Annotated in this window: 9 protein-coding genes; 5 read left to right on the top strand and 4 right to left on the bottom strand. The window is 66.1% G+C overall.

Going from position 1 to position 18279, the window contains the following annotated elements:
• Positions 1–494: 494 nt before the first annotated feature.
• Positions 495–1421 carry a pirin family protein gene (locus tag XdyCFBP7245_RS19795; RefSeq protein WP_211287748.1) on the bottom strand — a complete coding sequence of 309 codons (927 nt, stop codon included), beginning with the start codon at positions 1419–1421 and terminating at the stop codon, positions 495–497.
• A 12-nt stretch (positions 1422–1433) separates the two neighbouring features.
• The gene (locus XdyCFBP7245_RS19790; protein WP_104617139.1) at positions 1434–1844 is read right to left on the bottom strand and encodes a DoxX family protein; all 411 of its coding nucleotides are present in this window, start codon (positions 1842–1844) and stop codon (positions 1434–1436) included.
• A 165-nt stretch (positions 1845–2009) separates the two neighbouring features.
• Between XdyCFBP7245_RS19790 and XdyCFBP7245_RS19785 the strand changes: the two genes are divergently transcribed.
• Positions 2010–2882: a LysR family transcriptional regulator gene (locus XdyCFBP7245_RS19785; protein WP_104617138.1), complete on the top strand. Its 873-nt coding sequence runs from the start codon at positions 2010–2012 to the stop codon at positions 2880–2882.
• Between the two features lie 99 nt (positions 2883–2981).
• Here the strand turns inward: XdyCFBP7245_RS19785 and XdyCFBP7245_RS19780 are convergent, their stop codons facing one another.
• On the bottom strand, positions 2982–3857 hold the full coding sequence (locus XdyCFBP7245_RS19780) for a LysR family transcriptional regulator (RefSeq protein ID WP_104617137.1): 876 nt from the start codon (positions 3855–3857) through the stop codon (positions 2982–2984).
• 102 nt (positions 3858–3959) lie between these two features.
• Here XdyCFBP7245_RS19780 and XdyCFBP7245_RS19775 point away from each other — a divergent pair, with 102 nt between their 5' ends.
• Both XdyCFBP7245_RS19775 and XdyCFBP7245_RS19770 read left to right on the top strand, forming a co-directional pair.
• Entirely contained in the window at positions 3960–4895 is a 936-nt protein-coding gene (locus tag XdyCFBP7245_RS19775; protein WP_104617136.1) for an NADP-dependent oxidoreductase, read from the top strand.
• Between the two features lie 35 nt (positions 4896–4930).
• Positions 4931–5800: an NmrA/HSCARG family protein gene (locus tag XdyCFBP7245_RS19770; RefSeq protein WP_104617135.1), complete on the top strand. Its 870-nt coding sequence runs from the start codon at positions 4931–4933 to the stop codon at positions 5798–5800.
• A 276-nt stretch (positions 5801–6076) separates the two neighbouring features.
• Here XdyCFBP7245_RS19770 and XdyCFBP7245_RS19765 read toward each other — a convergent pair whose 3' ends face one another.
• Complete coding sequence (locus XdyCFBP7245_RS19765) at positions 6077–8476, bottom strand: penicillin acylase family protein (protein WP_104617134.1); 2400 nt, start codon at positions 8474–8476, stop codon at positions 6077–6079.
• Positions 8477–8859: 383 nt separating this feature from the next.
• Between XdyCFBP7245_RS19765 and XdyCFBP7245_RS19760 the strand changes: the two genes are divergently transcribed.
• Both XdyCFBP7245_RS19760 and XdyCFBP7245_RS19755 read left to right on the top strand, forming a co-directional pair.
• Positions 8860–17529 carry a glycoside hydrolase family 94 protein gene (locus XdyCFBP7245_RS19760; RefSeq protein ID WP_104617133.1) on the top strand — a complete coding sequence of 2890 codons (8670 nt, stop codon included), beginning with the start codon at positions 8860–8862 and terminating at the stop codon, positions 17527–17529.
• The gene (locus tag XdyCFBP7245_RS19755; protein WP_104617132.1) at positions 17526–17747 is read left to right on the top strand and encodes a hypothetical protein; all 222 of its coding nucleotides are present in this window, start codon (positions 17526–17528) and stop codon (positions 17745–17747) included. The genes XdyCFBP7245_RS19760 and XdyCFBP7245_RS19755 overlap by 4 nt, the downstream gene beginning before the upstream one ends.
• The last annotated feature ends 532 nt before the right edge of the window (positions 17748–18279 follow it).

The raw sequence follows: 18279 nt of genomic DNA, 5'->3' as shown, positions 1-18279 counted from the left end.
TCGATGCGTACCGGGCATCGCAGTCGAAGCACTTGGGCTATCGCAGTGCCTTCAACACCCCATTGTCGTACGTGCCTTCCAAAGCGGTTGTCAGATCGCAGCGCCGCTGGTGACCCTTGTCACCCCAGGGGCGATGGCCTGACTGTGGCGAGCTGCGACGCAATCAACGGACCAAGGAACGTTGATCCAGGCGTTGTCGTTGAACCGATGACAGCGCCGCTTGAGCGGGTACCGGCATCACGCCTGGCATGTATCAAAGCCGGGATTAGACGTCCGCAGAGTCCTTGCAGAACCAGGCATCAGCTTTGCGGCCCGCAACGTCACTGTGCAACGGTGTCTGATGGCGACAGAGTTACCCGACGCAGGGACAAACATCACACAGCATCGATTGAAGCGCCGCGTCCGAAACGTGCCGATGTCGCTTCAAACAGCGACGCCTTTACTCATTGCCAGGAGTAAAGGCGCATCGTGCCGCATGCCCTTAAGCATCGCGTTTACTTGAATACCGGCGTCGTGCCGGAAGCAGTCGTGCGGTCGCCTGCTGCCTGCATCTGTTTCCCCAGCGTGCGGATGCGCTCTTCACCGATGGCGAGCGCTTGTGCAGTGGTGTGCACCGAGTAATAGCCGAGGTGCAGCGGGTGCGGATGTGGAATGGCCGAGCCGAGCACGAAGACCGCATCGCTGTTGCCACTCGCTTCGAGCACGATGGGCGCGCCGTTATCGGCAAAGACCACCAGTTCGCCGCGTTGCAGCCGTTCACCGGCATCAAGGGTGCCGCTGGCCACGGCCAACCACCCGACCAAATGACCGGCAGGCGGGTGGTAGGTCCAGCGTTCGCCGGGTTTCAAGGTGACCAGTAGGTAATTGATGCCGTCAGGCGCATCGACCGGACTCTGCGCGCCCTCGTAGCGACCGATCACCACATGCGCGGGGCCGATCTTGGCCATGTGCTGCGCTTCGATGTAGTGGCTTTGCGGCTCCGCCAGCTCCACGGCGTCAGGCAGTGCCAGCCATAGTTGAAATCCCTGGATGCAGGAGGCGTCGGCTGGCGGCACCATTTCCTTGCCATGCCACACGCCGATTCCGGCACGCATCCATTCCACTCCGCCATAGGCAATCGTGCCGCGACCGGTTGTCTGGTCGTGGTAATGCATGCTGCCTTCGGTAAAGACCGTGACGGTGGCGATGCCCGAATGCGGATGCAGCGGCATGCCCGACATCGTGTGGATGACCGAACCCTGCGCATCGAAGATGTCGAGGAACACAAACGGCTTCAGCACCTGCCCAAGATCGGACGGGCTCATGAGCCGGGTGAGGGGGCCGCCGGAGCTGTTGCCGCGTCTGCGGTGGACGATGGCGCGCGGCGCGGCAGCGGGCGCTTCCGTGGCGGGGAACGAAGGCTGCAGTGAGAGTGTGCGCATGGCAGGCCTCGATCAAACCGAACGCGTTGCGCGCAGCACCGCGGCAATGCGGGCGCGATGCAACCAGGCGATTGTCGCGGTCACCGCCATCAGCAAGATCGCCGGCACCGGGCTGCCGCCGATAACGAACAGATGCACACCGGTCGCCACCAACATCATGGCCGCAAGCAGTGCACCGCTGAGCGCAAACGTTGCCGGTAGCAGCAATGCGATGGCCCCGATGATTTCGATCGCACCGGTCACGATGCGCAACCACTGACCGAGGCCGATGTGATCGAACACCTCGACCATCATCGGAACGCCGGCCAGCTTGGCCGCACCCGCAGCGAAGAACGCCACGGCGGCGAACACGCGCAGGGTCCAGGAAAGGCCGCGAATGAATCGCCCGGCGCTGGGCTGGTTGGGAATGGACGAGGTGTGCATGAGGTGTCTCTCCAGAAAGGATGTGGGCGAGGGGGCCGGGGTGGGCGCGAATGGTGTTCTCGGTCAGAGCGTCTTGCCTGGCGCCCGTGAGCCCACTGTGGCGTTCCGAATGCAGCTAAGCTAGCCGCGCAAAGCGACATGCCGTGTCGCAGAAACAGGGACGCCATGGAGTTCGAAGACCTGCGGACGTTCGTCGAGGTGGCAGACGCGGGCGGGGTTTCGCCAGCAGCCAGGCGCCTGGGGGTTGCCAAGTCCATCGTCAGCCGACGTCTGATCCGGCTCGAGGACGCTTTGGGGATCCAACTGCTCGCGCGTACCACGCGGGGCGCTGCCGTCACCGAGGCAGGCGCGACGTTTCGCGAGCATGCCGCGCGGATGTGTGCCGAAATGGACGTGGCGCGCGAGACCATCTTGCCCGCGGGCGATCTGCGTGGCCGCCTGCGTATCGCCGCGCCGCTGACGTTCGGCCCTACTCATTTGGCGCCGGTGCTTGCCGAGCTGGCCAGCGGGCATCCAGCCTTGCAGGTCCATGCCTGCTACAGCGACCGCTTTATCGACATCGTCGCCGACGGTTTCGACTGTGCGATCCGGTTGGGATATCTCGCCGATTCGAATCTGGTCGCGCGCCGCGTGGCGCCGATGCGCGGCAGTCTGATGGCCACTCCCGCGTACCTGCGCAAACATGGCGAACCTGATACGCCACAGGCGCTGCTTGCGCACGAGGCGCTGCTGCAAGGCACGGAAAGCTGGCGGTTCATGGACGGCGACAAGCTGGTGACGATCCATCCACGCGGGCGCTTCAAGGCCGACAACGGCACTGCGATCGCGGCCGCGGCGCTTACCGGGCTCGGGATCGCGGCACTGCCGGATTTCCTCGTGGCCGAGCATCTTGCCTCCGGCGCGCTGGTCCGGGTCATGACCAGGTACCCGTCTCCCGAGGCCGGGCTTTACGTCGTGCGGGCGCCTGCCGCGCATCCTGCGCGCAAGATCCGTGTTCTGACCGATCTGTTGATCGAACGCTTCGGTGGTGGTGTTTGAAGCACGGCGGCGCCATTTTGGGGTGATGCCGCCCCTCTCGCCTGGCCGCGACGTCGGCCGGCCGGCACGCACTGGCCCGCGCAGCCAGATGCAGCCGCCCTAGCCCTTCAGCACCAGCGATACATCGGGATATCGGTCGCAGATGAAGTCCACGAAGGCGCGCACCTTCGGCGCCGCCAACCGTCTGGACGTGTGCAATACCCACAATGCCGGCTCCACGCCGGAGATCGTGCCCCACTGCACCAGCTCACCGCGGGCGAGTTGATTCCATGCGATCGACTGCGGAATCAACGCCACGCCGCCGCCTGCAAGCGCCGCATCGCGGACCATCAGGAACGAGGAAAACCTCAACCGTGGAATGGGCTCCAGGACCAGGCGCCCGTCATCCAGAGCCCATGTGGTCGGTTGGAAGCTCGACGTTACGACAGCGGCAATTGGCGCGACCGCGCTGCTGGTTGGCATGGCGATGCTGGGCGCGGCGACCACAACCAGCCGATCCTTGGCAAAACAGCGACCGACCAGGCTGCTGTCCGGGCTGGGGTTGATGCGGATGGCCACATCGAACTGTTCTTCCACCAGATCGACCGTGCGGTCCTCTGCCACCACCTCCAGCGTGATCTCCGGGTAAGCCGCACAAAACTCTGCGCCGATGCGCCCCATCGCCAATTGCGAGAACAGCACCGGAGACGCCACACGCAGACGGCCGCGCGGCGTTGAAAGCCCTTCGCGCGCAGCCGCCATGGCCTCGGCCACCTCGCTCAGCGGGACCTCGGTGCGCTCCATCAGCAACTGTCCGGCCTCTGTGAGCCGGAGGCCACGGGCGCTGCGCTCGACCAAGCGCACCCCCAGTTGCTCCTCGAGCTCGGCGATGCGACGGGACAGGGTCGCCTTCGACCGGCCACTGGCACGGCTGGCCTTTCCCAGGCCCTGGTTCGCTGCGACCAGGGCGAAATCGATCAATGCATTCAGATCCATGGTGTTCCAGATTTGAAACCAGGCGTCTATAGATTGGCGTCTTCGTATTACCTGCGCAACGCCATACAGTTTGTTCATCGCAACGCCAGACGAGCAACTGTCATGAGCACCACCCAACGCGCAGTCGTGATCCGGGCTTACGGCGGCGCCGATGCCGCCGAAGTGGCAACCATTGCAATGCCCCACGCCGGAGCCGGCCAGGTGCTGGTGCGCATCCGCGCCGCCGGCATCAACGGCATCGACTGGAAAGTCCGCGCAGGCCTGGTGCGGGAGGTCTTTACGCTGCCCTTGCCGGCCGTGCTGGGCGCCGAACTGGCCGGTGTGGTCGAGGCCGTCGGGCCCGGTGCCACGCGCTTTCAGGTCGGCGATCGGGTCATGGGCGCCATGGGCGCGCTCGGCGCGTTTGCCGAGTTCATTGCGGTAGACCAGACCAAACTCGCACGCACTCCCGATGGCCTGGACGACGTGCATGCCGCTGCCATGCCGGTCGCTGCGGTGGCCGCCTGGAAGAGCCTGCACCACGCAGGCCCGCTCGTGGCAGGCCAGCGGATCCTGATCCATGGCGCAGCAGGCGGGCTGGGCGGCTATGCAGTGCAGTACGCCAAGCGCGCTGGGGCGCAGGTGGTCGCAAGCGCATCCACCGAGCATGTCGACTACGTGCGCAGCCTCGGCGCAGACCAGGTCATCGACTATCGATCGCAACGCTTTGAAGACCTCGTTGGCGATATCGACCTGGTGCTGGACTACGTGGGCGGCGATGTCCTGGAACGCTCGTGGCAAGTGCTCGCGCCGCACGGCGCGATCGTCGGCACCACCTCGCCGGACATCCTGGCCCGCACACCGCCTGGCCGTCGTGGCCTGTGGTTCATGAACACCCCGGACGTCGCGCTGCTGGAAACCCTGGCCGCACAAGTGGCCAGCGGCGCGCTGACATCCAAGGTCGGCGAGATCGTCGGTTTCGCCGAAATCCCGTCAGCAATCGAACGCAATCGCACCGCTTCGCGAGCCGGCAAGGTCGTGGCGGACATGTCGCACTAACTCACCCATCTACCCATCCACAGCAGGAGCGTCACATGAGCATTCTCGTTACCGGTGCCACCGGCACCATCGGTTCCCTCGTCGTCCAGGGCCTGGCCGACGCCGGCGCGCAGGTCCACGCACTGGTGCGCCAGACCGGCAAGCGCGCCTTTCCAGCCGGCGTCACCGAGGTTGTGGCAGACCTCACCGACGTTGCATCGATGCGCGCGGCACTGTCGTCGGCACGCACCTTGTTCCTGTTGAATGCAGTGACCCCGGACGAGGTGACGCAGGCGCTGATCGCATTGAATCTTGCCCAGGAAGCAGGCATCGAACGCATCGTTTACTTGTCGGTGATCCATGCCGACACATTCACCAACGTGCCGCACTTCACTGGTAAGCACACGGTCGAGCGCATGATTGAAAGCCTGAATATTCCTGCGACGATTCTGCGCCCGGCGTACTTCATGCAGAACGAGGCGATGATCCAGAAGACCATCGAAGGCTACGGCGTCTATCCGATGCCGATCGGCGCGACCGGTGTTGCCATGATCGATGCGCGCGACATTGCAGACATCGCGGTGATCGAATTGCTGCGACGCGACCGCGCACCTGCAGCACTTGAGCGCGTCACGCTTGAGCTGGTGGGCCCGCATGCCGTGACCGGCGCTTCCGTCGCGAAGACCTGGAGTTCAGCACTCGGTCGCGAGATCGCCTACGGCGGCGACGACGTGGCGGCATTCGAAGCACAGATGGCTGCGTATGGCCCCTCCTGGCTGGCATACGACATGCGCCTGATGATGGCCGGCATCCAGACATTCGGCATGCAGGCAGCAGACGGCACGGTGGAAAAATTGCAGGCGATCCTGGGCCGCCCGCTGCGCACCTATGAAGACTTCGTGCGCGAGTCAACCGCGCGGGTTTAAGCGCAGGGCACGCAGCAAGCGGGGTTAGTCCACGCTTGCTGCGCGTGTGCTGGTTCGGGTTCTGATTTCCGCTTGCAACATAGTGAGTGCGAGCGCCTGCGGAACGAGACAGGCGCTCGGGTGGAGTTAACGACGCAGGCTTTCTTCGGGCAATGGCTGCGCAGTCCACTGCTTGGACCTCGATGCCGCTTCAGGCCTTGGTCCCTGCATGCCAGATGCGCGTTGAAGGTCATCTGCGCTCTTCTTAGCCGACGGTCTGCTGCAGCCATCCACCGATCAGCGTGGCGTGGCCGGCACCAGGTCGAACACTTGCTCGGTCGCCGCGTCGACCGCCGCACGCGTGTACAGCAACGGGAAATATTTGCCGTGCAGCCACAGTGGCGCCAGATCGCGGTAATGCGGGCTGGCCGGGTCGCCGGATTGACCGGGGTAGTTCACCGCACGCGAATTGTCCCAGTCGCCCAGGTCGATGATCAGACGTGCGGACGGGCCGATGGTCTGGCGGAAATCTTTGGGGTCGTAGCTGGATTGATTGGGCGTGTACGGGCTGCCGCCCTTGGCGAATGGGCCGACATCCAGCCGCGCGCGTTCGCTGCCGAGCGCTGCGCTCATCGCATGGGTAACGGTGTTGGTGTGCAGCTTGCCCCACTGCCATTGCGCCGGATCCGGCCCTTGCCGGTCGACCAGCGATTGATAGGCGCTGCGCAGCGACTCCAGCAGCAACTGGTCGCGGCGTGCGGTGGGGGTTGGACCGAATGCGGCGCCCGGATGCTCCAGCGCATCCATCAGCACCGCGGCATCGGGCATGCCGAAGGTGGCCGCCTCTGCCGGCCGCAGGACCAGCGCTTTGTAAGCCGCGCCGAGATAGCTGCTGAACCACACTTCTTCCAGCGCGGCAGCGGCAGAAGTCGCACCGACCTCACCGTTCCACGGTCGCAGCAGTGCCAATGCCGCGTTGGTCGCCGGGTCCTGCGCGTGCAGCGGTTGCAGCAAGGCCACCAGCCGCTGTGCCAGCAACGACACCTGGTCGTTCTGCAACTGCTGCGAGTCCTGCAGGGTCACCTTGGGCAACCGCGCGAGTACCTGGGTGATGCGTGCGTGCCGCGCGTCGTTGGCCCATTCGAAGCCGATCTTGCGCGCCAGGGATGGATCGCCGGCCGGCAGATTCATCTCGTTGGACGTGGTGATGAAGCCGGAGGCGGGGTTCTTCGATGAGGGCAGCACATCGCTGTTCCAGAAGCCGTTCCACTCGTAGCGGCCATCGCCGGGAACCGGCAGCAACCCATCCGAACGTTCGCGGCGCGGGGTCATGCCGGCCGTCGCCCAACCGATGGTGCCGTGCACATCGGCATAGACCTGATTCACCGACGGCGCGCCCCAGTGCGCGAGCGCGTCCTTGAACTGCTCGAACGATGCGCTGCGCAGATAACGCAGCGACCCCAGGTACGGCGCACTACCGGGTTGGCTCCAGACCGAGCGAATGGCGTAGGCCATGTGCTTGTCCGCATCGACATAGATCACCGGCCCATGCCGGGTGAATTGCAGCTCCACCGGTACCGATGCAGCGTCGCGCACCGCAATGGACTCGTGCTGTGTGCGCATCGGTTCCCAATGGCCCTGGTACCAATACGACGTGTGATCGGCCGGGTTCAGACGATAGACGTAGAGATCTTCCTGATCGATGTTGAAGATGGTCAGGCCGAAAGCGCTGGTGCGGTTGTGGCCGATCGCGATGCCCGGCGCGGTGGGCTCGCCGGCGCCGATGATGTCCAGCCCCGGGCTGTTGAGATGCACGAAGTAACGCAGGCTGGGCACGGTGTACGCGCGGTGCGGGTCGTCCGCCAACACTGCATGACCGGTGGCCGATTTGTGCGGGGCAATCACCCAGTTGTTGCTGCCTTCTGCAGCGGCTTCTTCTTCCGGACGGAGTGCTGCGATGTCTGCAATGGCGCTGCGCGGGTGGGTATCGGGGCTCAGCCTGGGGCTTTGCGTGGCCAGTTCGTAGACTTTCAACACCCCGTCCGGAACGCAGGGATCCAGTCCTTCGGGCACCTTCGTGGTCCAGGCCGGCTGCAGTTTCAGCCGGATCGCGTCGACGCGCAGCGCGGCCTTGCAGGCGACCTTGGCGCGGGCGACCTCGCTTTTGACGTTGCGGCTCAAACCGGTGGTGCGGATGCGCAATACGTCCTCGGGCGACCATGTCTGCGGCCGGTAGCCGAAGGTGCGGAATTCGTACGGCAACGCCTGTGGGTGCGCCTCCAGCCAGGCGATATAGGCATTGATGCCGGCAACGAATCGGCTGACGTCGCGCTGTGCATCGGGGCCGTAACTGGCCCATTCGGCGTGCATGTCGCCGCGATACAGAAACAGCCGCGACGCGCGGTCCTGTTCGACATAAGCCGGCCCGAACGCATCGGCCAGATGGCCCAGCCCTTTGCGGCGCAGCAGGTCGAGCTGAAACAGGCGGTCGCGCGCGACGTTGAATCCCTGCACGAAGAATGCGTCGTTATCGGTGCGGGCGTAAATGTGCGCTACGCCCCAGCGATCGACGCGAATCTGCGCCGGCTGCTCCAGTCCGGCCACGGTCATGGACGATTGCGACGGCGCGGCGTTGCCGTGCAGGCTCAGGCTGCTCAGCAGCAGGCACACTACCCACCGGTGTGTCGTGTGGAGCATGGATGACGCCTTGTGAATGCATGAAGGGAAGATGCCGCACGCCTGCGTGCGCGGAAACAGGCGGCGCTATAGCGTGCCGCATTGGCGGCGTGTGGTCACACCGAATGCAGAATGCCGGGCGCGCCAAGCGAATCATGCCGGCAACGACCTGCAGCGCGGGTGCAGTTCAAAGCATCGCGCTAAATGTGCACACGCGCACATGACTGTCGCGTCGGCTTGATCGCACGCTGCACGCCTGCGTTCGACGATGCCATCCACCGCCATCCACCGCCAACATCACCCGGCAGCGCGCGTTGCACATGCATCCCCCTTCACATGCCGCCTGACGCGAGCGCGCATGATCGTCGCTCTAGCGGCACCGATGCTGCACAGGCAATGTCTCCATGCCGCCAAAGCGGAAAGCGTCTGCGTTCTCTCTCTGGTGGCAATCGATTACCCAACCAGCAGTATCACTGCAAGCCCATCCGGTCCGTGATGCGGTCGCACCTGGCGTGGCCTTGCTCGGCGACGAGCAAATGGAAACGCTGGCGCGCACGCTGGCCACCTCGCACGCGCTCTATACCGGCCCGGCACGCGAGCTGTTGTTGTCGGGGCTCAAGTTCAACCAACGCGCGCTCGACGGTGCGGCGTCGCGCCTGACCGAGATGGTCGCCGCTGGCGTGCGGCTGCACCCTGCCGGCGACTGGTTGCTGGACAATTATTATCTGGTCGAAGAGCAGATGCGCCTGGCGCGCCAGCATCTTCCGCCGGGTTACAGCCGCCAGTTGCCGCGCCTGCGCACGCCAAGCTCGATCGGTCTGCCGCGGGTCTACGAGTTGGGTTTGCAAGTGGTGGCGCATGGCGACGGGCGCGTGGATGCAATCACGCTGAGCCGTTTCATTGCGGCCTATCAACAGGTGGCGCCGCTCAAGCTGGGCGAACTGTGGGCCATTCCGATCATGTTGCGGCTGGCCTTGATCGACCACCTGCGCCGCATTGCCGACGGCATCATGCGCGACGGGCGCGACACTGCCCTGGCTGCGCAGTGGGCGGTCATGCTCAATGCCACCGCCGCCACGCAGCCCAAGGATGTGGTGGTGGTGGTGGCCGACATGGCGCGCTCGCAGCCGCCGGCCAGCGGCGCATTCGTTGCCGAACTGACCCGCGGCATCCAGGGCCGCGGCCCGGTGTTGTCGATGGCCAGCGCCTGGGTGGAACAGTGGCTGGCCAGCGAGGGCGACAGCGTCGAAGGGAGGGTGCATGCCGAAAGCCAGCGCCAGGCGGCCGACCAGGTGTCGATCAGCAACAGCATCGGCAGCCTGCGCTTTCTCGACGAAATGGATTGGCGCGAATTCGTTGAAAGCATGAGCGTGGTCGAGCAGCGCCTGCGCAGCGATCCGGCTGATGTGTATGCGCGCATGGATTTCCAGACCCGCGATGCCTACCGGCATGTAGTGGAGCGCCTGGCTCAGCGCATGCAGTGCGACGAACCGGCGGTGGCCGACACCGTGCTGCGACTGGCCGCGCAAGCGCATGCGGCAGAGCCGGTGGCCGCACACGTGGGTTACTACCTGGTGGATGCGGGATTGCCGCTGTTGCGTGCCGCGCTGGGCGATCCATCCACGTCCGCGCGCCCCACGCCATTGCCGCGCGGGCGGCGCGCACGCCGCGTTGCGCTGCCGGTGTATCTTTTGCCGATCGCATTGATCGCCCTGCTATGGACCCGCCTCTTGCTGCAGGGCGTGAGCGCACTGCCAGCGGCGCTGTGGTGGATCACCGCCGGTCTCGCGCTGCTGGCCGCCAGCGAGCTGGGCATCGCCCTGGTCAACTGGGTGGCGACGCTGTGGGTGCGCCCGCATCCGTTGCCGCGCATGGACCTCAGCCTTGGCATTCCACCGGATTGCCGCACGCTGGTGGTGATGCCGAGCATGCTGGCCGGTGCCGATGCCATCGATGAGCTGGTCGGCGCATTGGAGGTGCATTACCTGGCCAACCGCGACGCGCAGCTCTATTTCGCGCTGCTCACCGATTTTCTCGATGCCGCGCAGGCGCTGTTGCCGACGGACATGGCGCTGGTGGCGCATGCGGCGCAGCACATCGACCGGCTCAACGCGGCGTATGCCGACGCGCATGGCGATCGGTTCTTCCTGCTGCACCGCGCCCGCCAATGGAACGCGGGCGAAGGGTGCTGGATGGGCGCAGAGCGCAAGCGCGGCAAGCTCGAAGCGCTCAACCGCCTGCTCTGCGCCGACGATGCGCCGCTACAGGCAGCCAGCGACTTCCTGCAGGTGCAGGGCGATGTCGCCGCACTGGTGCAGGTGCGCTATGTGATCACGCTCGACAGCGACACCCATCTGCCCCGCGATGCGGCGCGCGCATTGGTCGGCGCGATGTCGCATCCGTTGAACATGCCGCGCATGGATGCGTCCGGGCAGATCGTGCAAGCCGGTTACGGCATCCTGCAGCCTGGCCTGGGCACCGGCATGAGCGAGGGCGGCGAATCGCGCTTTGCGCGCATGTTCGGCATCGAGCCGGGCATCGACCCGTACACGCGCGTGGTGTCGGACGTGTATCAGGACCTGTTCGGCGAAGGTTCGTTCATCGGCAAGGGCATCTATGCGGTGGCCACCTTCGAGCAGGTGCTGGCCGGCCGCTTCCCCGACAACCGCGTGCTCAGCCACGACCTGCTGGAAGGTTGCTATGTGCGCGCCGGGTTGCTCAGCGACGTGCGCCTGTACGAGCGTCATCCGCAGCGCTATGCCACCGATGCCAAGCGTCGCGCGCGCTGGGTGCGCGGCGACTGGCAGTTGTTGCCGTGGCTGCTTCCGTGGGTGCCCGACCGGGGTGGCCGGCACGCGCGCAATCCGCTGTCGTGGTTGTCGCGCGGCAAGCTGCTGGACAACCTGCGCCGCAGCCTGGTGTCACCGGCCGCCTTCGGCTTGCTGCTGATCGGCTGGCTGTGCTCGCCCACGCCGCTGCGCTGGACCGCGTGGCTGCTGGTGCTGTGGCTGCTGCCGGGGCTGTGTTCGGCGCTGTATGCGCTGGCGCACCCACCCGAAGGTCTGGGGTTGCGTCATCACGCGCGCCAGGTGGGCGCGGGGCTGCGTCAGACCCTGCTGCGCACCGGCGTGGTGCTGGCGTGCCTGCCGTTCGAGGCGGGACTGCAACTGGCGGCCATCGCCCGCACGCTGCTGCGGATGGCCATCACCCATCGCCATCTGTTGCAGTGGGCGCCGTCCAGCGAAGTGGAACGCAGCGCGCGCAGCGGCAATGCCGAGCATCGCCTGATGGCCGGCGCCGCCTGCGCCGCGGCGCTGGTGATCGCGGCGGTGGCGTGGTGGTCGCCGGCGGCGTTGTGGGCGGCACTGCCGCTTGGCGTGGTATGGATGGGCGCGCCCTGGCTGATGGCCTGGCTGGGCGAGCAGCCCACCGCGCCGGTAGCGCAGCTGTCGCAGGAGCAGCGCGATTTCCTGGGCGGGTTGTCGCGGCGCACCTGGGCGTTTTTCGAAACCCACTGCAGCGCGCAGCACCATTGGCTGCCGCCGGACAACGTGCAGGAATATCCGGTCACGGTGTTGGCAAACCGCACCTCGCCGACCAATATCGGCCTGGGCCTGCTGGCCAACCTGGCCGCCTACGATCTGGGCTACCTGCCCGTGGCCGGCGTCATGACCCGCGTGGCCGATACGCTGGCCACACTGGAATCGCTGCCGCGCCACCGCGGGCATTTCTACAACTGGTACGACACCGAAACGCTGGCGCCGCTGTTGCCGCGCTATGTCTCCACCGTCGACAGCGGCAACCTGGCCGGCCATCTGTTGACGCTGCGGCAAGGCTTGCTGGCGCTGGTGGATGCGCCAGCGGTATCGATGGCGGTGTTCGATGGGTTGGCCGACACGCTTGGCGTGCTGAGCATGCAAGCGACGCCGCGCAGCGATGCCGCCACTGCCGCACTGGGTGGGATGACGCAGCGCGTGCAGGCGATCCGCAACCAGCCCACGCCGACCCTGCACCAGGCCGATGCCGCCCTGCGGCTGCTGTTGGCACAGAGCCAATCGCTGCTGGCGTCGATGCCGAGCATCGGCGATGACGAAGAACCGTGGCCGCAGCGCTTGGTGGACTGTTGCAAGGCGACGTTGGACGAGTTGAGCCAGTGCACGCCGGCACTTGCCAGCCCGCCTCCGCACACAGCGGAAGCGCCCTCCCAGGCGATCGCCACGCTGCGGCAACTCGCCGACGGCAGCCAGTCGCCGCAGGTGCAGACCTGGGCCGCAGCCCGTGTGCAGGAGCTGCAGCGGCTTGCGCATGTGGCCGGGAAGTTGGCGCAGATGGACTACGATTTTCTCTACAACCGTGCCCAGCAGTTGATGTCGATCGGCTACAACGTCGACGACCGGCGCCTGGATAGCGGCCATTACGACCTGCTGGCCTCGGAAGCGCGCTTGGGGCTCTTCGTGGCCATCGCCCAGGGCAAGCTGCCGCAGGACAGCTGGTTCGCGCTCGGGCGCACGCTGACCGACACCGGCACCGAGCCGACGCTGCTGTCGTGGAGCGGCTCGATGTTCGAGTACCTGATGCCCGACCTGGTGATGCCCAGCTACCCGCAGACGCTGCTGAGCCGCTCGATGCGTGGCGCGGTGCAGGCGCAGATCCGCTACGGCGCGGCGCGCGATGTGCCGTGGGGCGTGTCCGAATCGGGCTACAACACGGTCGATACGCGGCGCAATTATCAATACCGCGCGTTCGGTGTGCCCGGGCTCGGACTCAAGCGCGGCCTGGGCCAGGATCTGGTGATCGCGCCCTATGCCAGCGCGATGGCGTTGATGGTCGAACCGGATGCGGCCTGCCGCAATCTGCAGCAACTGCAGGCGCTGGGCTTCGGCGGCCGCTTCGGTCTGTACGAGGCGATCGATTACACGCCCTCGCGGGTGCCGCGTGGCGAACAACACGCCGTGGTGCGCTCGTTCATGTCGCATCACCAGGGCATGGCGCTGCTGGCGCTGGATCACGTATTGCGCGATGCGCCGATGCAACAACGCTTTGTCGCCGATCCGCAATTTCAGGCCACGCTGTTGCTGTTGCAGGAGCGCGCACCGCGTGCCGGCGTCTACGTCAAAGGCCTGGTCGAAGCAGCCGAACGCCCGGTCGCCACCGAGGCGGGCATGGCGTTGCGTATCCATCGCGACCCCAACATGGCGCAGCCGGCGTTGCAACTGCTCTCCAACGGGCGTTACCACGGCATGTTGACCTCGGCCGGCGGTGGCTACAGCCGCGCGCGCGACATGGCGGTCACCCGCTGGCGCGAGGACGGCACCCGCGATCACTGGGGCACGTTCTGCTATCTGCGCGATGTGGACAGCGGCGCGGTGTGGTCGGCCGCGCATCAACCGACCTGCGTGCCGGTAGAGCGCTACGAAGCGATCTTTTCCGATGCAAAAGCCGAATTCAAGGGCAGCCACCAGCGCTACGACAGCCATCTGGAAATCGCCATTTCCGCCGAAGACGATGTGGAACTGCGCCGCTTGCGCATCCGCAACCGCTCGCGGCAGACCCGGGTCATCGAGATCACCACCTACGCCGAAGTGGTGCTGGCGCCGGCCGCCTCCGACGAGGCGCATCCGGCTTTCAGCAACCTGTTCGTGCAGACCGAGATCCTGGCCGACCGACAGGCCCTGCTGTGCACACGCCGCCCGCGCGGGCACGACGAGGCGCAGCCGTGGATGCTGCATCTGGTGGCGGTACACGATGCCGATGTGGCGACGATCTCCTACGAGACCGACCGCGCCGCGTTCATCGGGCGGGGGCGCAGCACCCGCAACCCGGCAGCGCTGAGCGAACAGACCGCGCTGTCGGGCGCGGCCGGCTCGGTGCTGGACCCGATCGTGGCGATCCGTTGCCGTCTTTCGCTGGCGCCCGATCAGCAGGCGCAGGTCGACATGGTCTATGGCGTGGGCACCCAACGCGCCGCCTGCACCGCGTTGATCGACAAGTACCGCGACCGCCGTCTGGCCGACCGGGTGTTCGATCTGGCGCTGACCCAGAGCCAGGTCACGCGCCGGCAGATCAATGCTTCGCTCGCCGATGCGATGCTCTACGAGCGGCTGGCCGCGCGCGTGCTGTTCGTCGACCCGCAACTGCGCGCCGACAACGAGGTGCTGCTGCACAACCACCGCGGCCAGTCGGCGCTGTGGAGTCACGCCATCTCCGGCGATCTGCCGATCGTGCTGTTGCGCATCACCGACCCGGACAATCTCGAACTGGCGCGCCAGCTGGTGCAGGCGCACGCGTATTGGCGCCTGAAAGGCCTGCGTGCGGATCTGGTGATCTGGAACGAAAGCCAGGCCGGCTATCGCCAGCAGTTGCAGGACGCCATCCTGGGTCTGATCGCCGCCGACCCCGAAGCCAATGTGCTCGACCGCCCCGGCGGTATTTTCGTGCGCGCCATCGAACACATTTCGCAGGAAGACCGCGTGCTGTTGCAGACCGTGGCACGCGCGATCCTGAGCGATGCCAACGGCACCCTGGACGCGCAACTGCAGCGCCACCCCAGCGCACGTGCGCACCCGCCGCTACTGGAGCCGATCCAGCAGCTGGACAGCGCCGAGGCGCTGGCCAGCACGCATGCCGCTTACCTGGACCACACCCTGCAGGCCGCAGCCGAAGAAGCGGTGCTGTTCGACAACGGCCTGGGTGCATTCGCCGCCGACGGCCGCGAATACCGCATCACCCTGGACGAAGGCACCGCCACGCCGGCGCCGTGGTGCAACGTGATGGCCAATGCGCAGTTCGGCAGCGTGGTCAGCGACAGCAGCCCCGGTTACAGCTGGGCCGAGAACGCGCACGAATTCCGGCTCACGCCGTGGCATAACGACCCGGTCGGCGATGCCTCCAGCGAAGCGTTCTATCTGCGCGACGACGACACCGGGCAAGTGTGGTCGCCGATGGCGCTGCCATGCCGTGGCAGCGGGCGCTATACCGTGCGCCACGGCTTCGGCTACAGCGTCTACAGCCATATCGAACACGGTATCGGCAGCGAGCTGTGGGTGTTCGTCGATGTGGAGCGGCCGATCAAGTTCAGCCATCTACGGCTGAAGAATCTGTCCGGGCGCCCGCGCCGGCTCAGCGTCACCGGGTATGTGGAATGGGTGCTCGGCGACATCCGCGCACGCTCGCAACTGCATGTGGTCAGCGAGGTGGATCTGGGCAGCAGCGTGCTGACCGCGCGTAACCCGTACAACACCGAGTTCGACGGGCGCGTGGCGTTTTTCGATGCCGATGCGCCCAGCCGCAGCATCACTGGCGACCGCAGCGAATTCCTCGGGCGCAACGGCAGCCTGGCCGCCCCCGCCGCGCTCACTCGGCAGCGTTTGTCCGGGCGCGTGGGTGCCGGCCTGGACCCCTGCGCGGCGATCCAGATTCCGGTGACGCTGGCGGCCGAACAGACCTTCGAAACGGTGTTCCGCCTGGGTGCGGCCGCCGATCGCGCCAGCGCACTGACGCTGGCACGTCAAAGCCGTGGCGTGGCCACCGCGCACACCGCCTTGCTGGCGGTGCGTGCGCATTGGCAGCAGATTCTGGGCACCGTGCAGGTGAGCACGCCCGATGCGGCGGTGGATCTGCTGGCCAATGGCTGGCTGCTCTACCAGACCATCGCCTGCCGGTTCCTGGCACGCAGCGGCTACTACCAGTCCGGTGGCGCGTTCGGCTTCCGCGACCAGTTGCAGGACAGCATGGCGATGGTGCACGCGCAGCCGGCGCTCACCCGGGCGCATCTGCTGCGCTGCGCCGCGCATCAGTTCGTGCAGGGCGATGTGCAGCATTGGTGGCACCCGCCGCAGGATCGCGGCGTGCGCACGCAGTGTTCGGATGATTTTCTGTGGTTGCCGCAGGCGCTGTGCCGCTATCTGGACACCACCGCCGATACCAGCGTGCTGGACGAGCGCGTGGGCTTCATCGACGGGCGCGAACTCAAGCCCGACGAAGAATCCTATTACGACCTGCCGCAGCTCACCGGCAATAGGCAGTCGCTGTATGCGCATAGCGTGCTCGCGCTGCAACGTGGCATGGCGCGGCTGGGCGAGCGCGGCCTGCCGCTGATCGGCAGCGGCGACTGGAACGACGGCATGAACCGGGTCGGCAAGGATGGCAAGGGCGAGAGCGTGTGGCTGGGCTTTTTCCTCTACGACACGCTGCTGCGGTTCGCAGACGTGGCCGCGCAGCGCGACGATGCGGCATTCGCCGCCACCTGTCGCACGCATGCACAATCCTTGCGCGCGTCGCTGGAACAGCACGCCTGGGATGGTGGCTGGTATCGGCGTGCGTGGTTCGACGATGGCACTCCGCTGGGCGCAAGCGACTCGGACGAATGCCGTATCGATTCGTTGTCGCAGAGCTGGGCGGTGCTGTCCGGCGCGATGGACCCGGCGCGCATCGCACAGGCGATGGACGCGATGCACCAGCATCTGGTCGACACCGACGCCGGCATCGTCAAGCTGCTGATGCCGCCGTTCGATCGCACCGAACACGACCCCGGCTATATCCGTGGCTACGTCCCCGGCGTGCGCGAAAACGGCGGCCAGTACACCCATGCAGCGGTGTGGGCGACGATGGCCTTCGCCCAGCTCGGCGACAGCGCGCGGGCCTGGCAACTGGCCGGCATGATCAACCCGATCCATCACGCCCGCGATGCAGCCGGCGCCCAGCGTTACAAGGCCGAACCGTATGTGCTGGCCGCCGATGTCTACGCGGTGGCGCCGCACACCGGCCGCGGCGGCTGGAGCTGGTATACCGGGGCGGCCGGCTGGATGTACCGGCTGCTCACCGAATCGCTGCTCGGCCTGCAACGGCATGGCGCGCGCATGCACATCGTGCCGTGCATTCCGGCCGGCTGGCCGGGCTACCAGCTGCGGTATCGCTTCGGCGCCAGCACCTACGTCATCGATGTCACCCAACGCCCAGGTGGCGCGGCGCGGCTGGAGCTCGACGGTGTGGTGCAGGCCGAGCTTGCTTTCACTCTCATCGACGACGGGGCGGTCCACGCTGTGGCGCTGGACTGGCCGGGAGATGCGACATGAGCTTGCGCACACGTACCCACACCAATCATCAGCTCTCCGAGCTGGGCAAGATGCTGTCGGTCTGGCCGCAGCGGGTGCGCGACCCCAGCCAGTTCTGGCCGCAGTTCGATGCACTGGCGCAGGACATTCTGGACGAAGCCGCCGACGCCGACCTGCAGCGGGTACAGGACCGCCTGCAACAGTTGCTGCACCGTCATGGGCTCACGCGCACGCAATAAGCGTCCCGCAAGCGGCGAGAATGCCGCACCAGAAAGTTGGTCGGTTGCCGGGTAAAAAGCTGAGCGTCTCGCAAGTTGCATGGGCTTGGTGGTGCGGGTCGCAGAGCGACACGATAGCTAACCAATCAGAAGAACGTCCTGCATTGCCTGCACCACGCGCACCGACCATTTCGACTGGTCGTTGCCCGCTCACCATCGCGGGACTTTATGCGGCATGGATGCCGCAGAAGAGCTTACATGGGCGTACTCGCAGCGTGTCCCGCGACGGTGAGCAGGCAAGTGCACTGCAACCAAGCTGCAGATCACTCGCTTTGCATCTGATCTATCCGAAATATCTCATTCCATCGAGACACGCTGCAAAGGCAGCCAAGGATTCGAGTTGTAGAGGCGTTTAGATACCGTCACATGCTGAGTGAGTCGAGTGTGCGGTGCCCTCGCCGCTCGCGGGACACGCCGCAAGTACGTCCATGTAGCAACTGTGTTGGTCAGGACCTCAATCCGCGACCTTTGATCAGTTTCCTTCGGGCGTGTT

The organism is Xanthomonas dyei (genome assembly GCF_002939865.1).
GTDB lineage: Bacteria > Pseudomonadota > Gammaproteobacteria > Xanthomonadales > Xanthomonadaceae > Xanthomonas > Xanthomonas dyei.
This window is presented reverse-complemented; position numbering and strand designations above follow the sequence as displayed.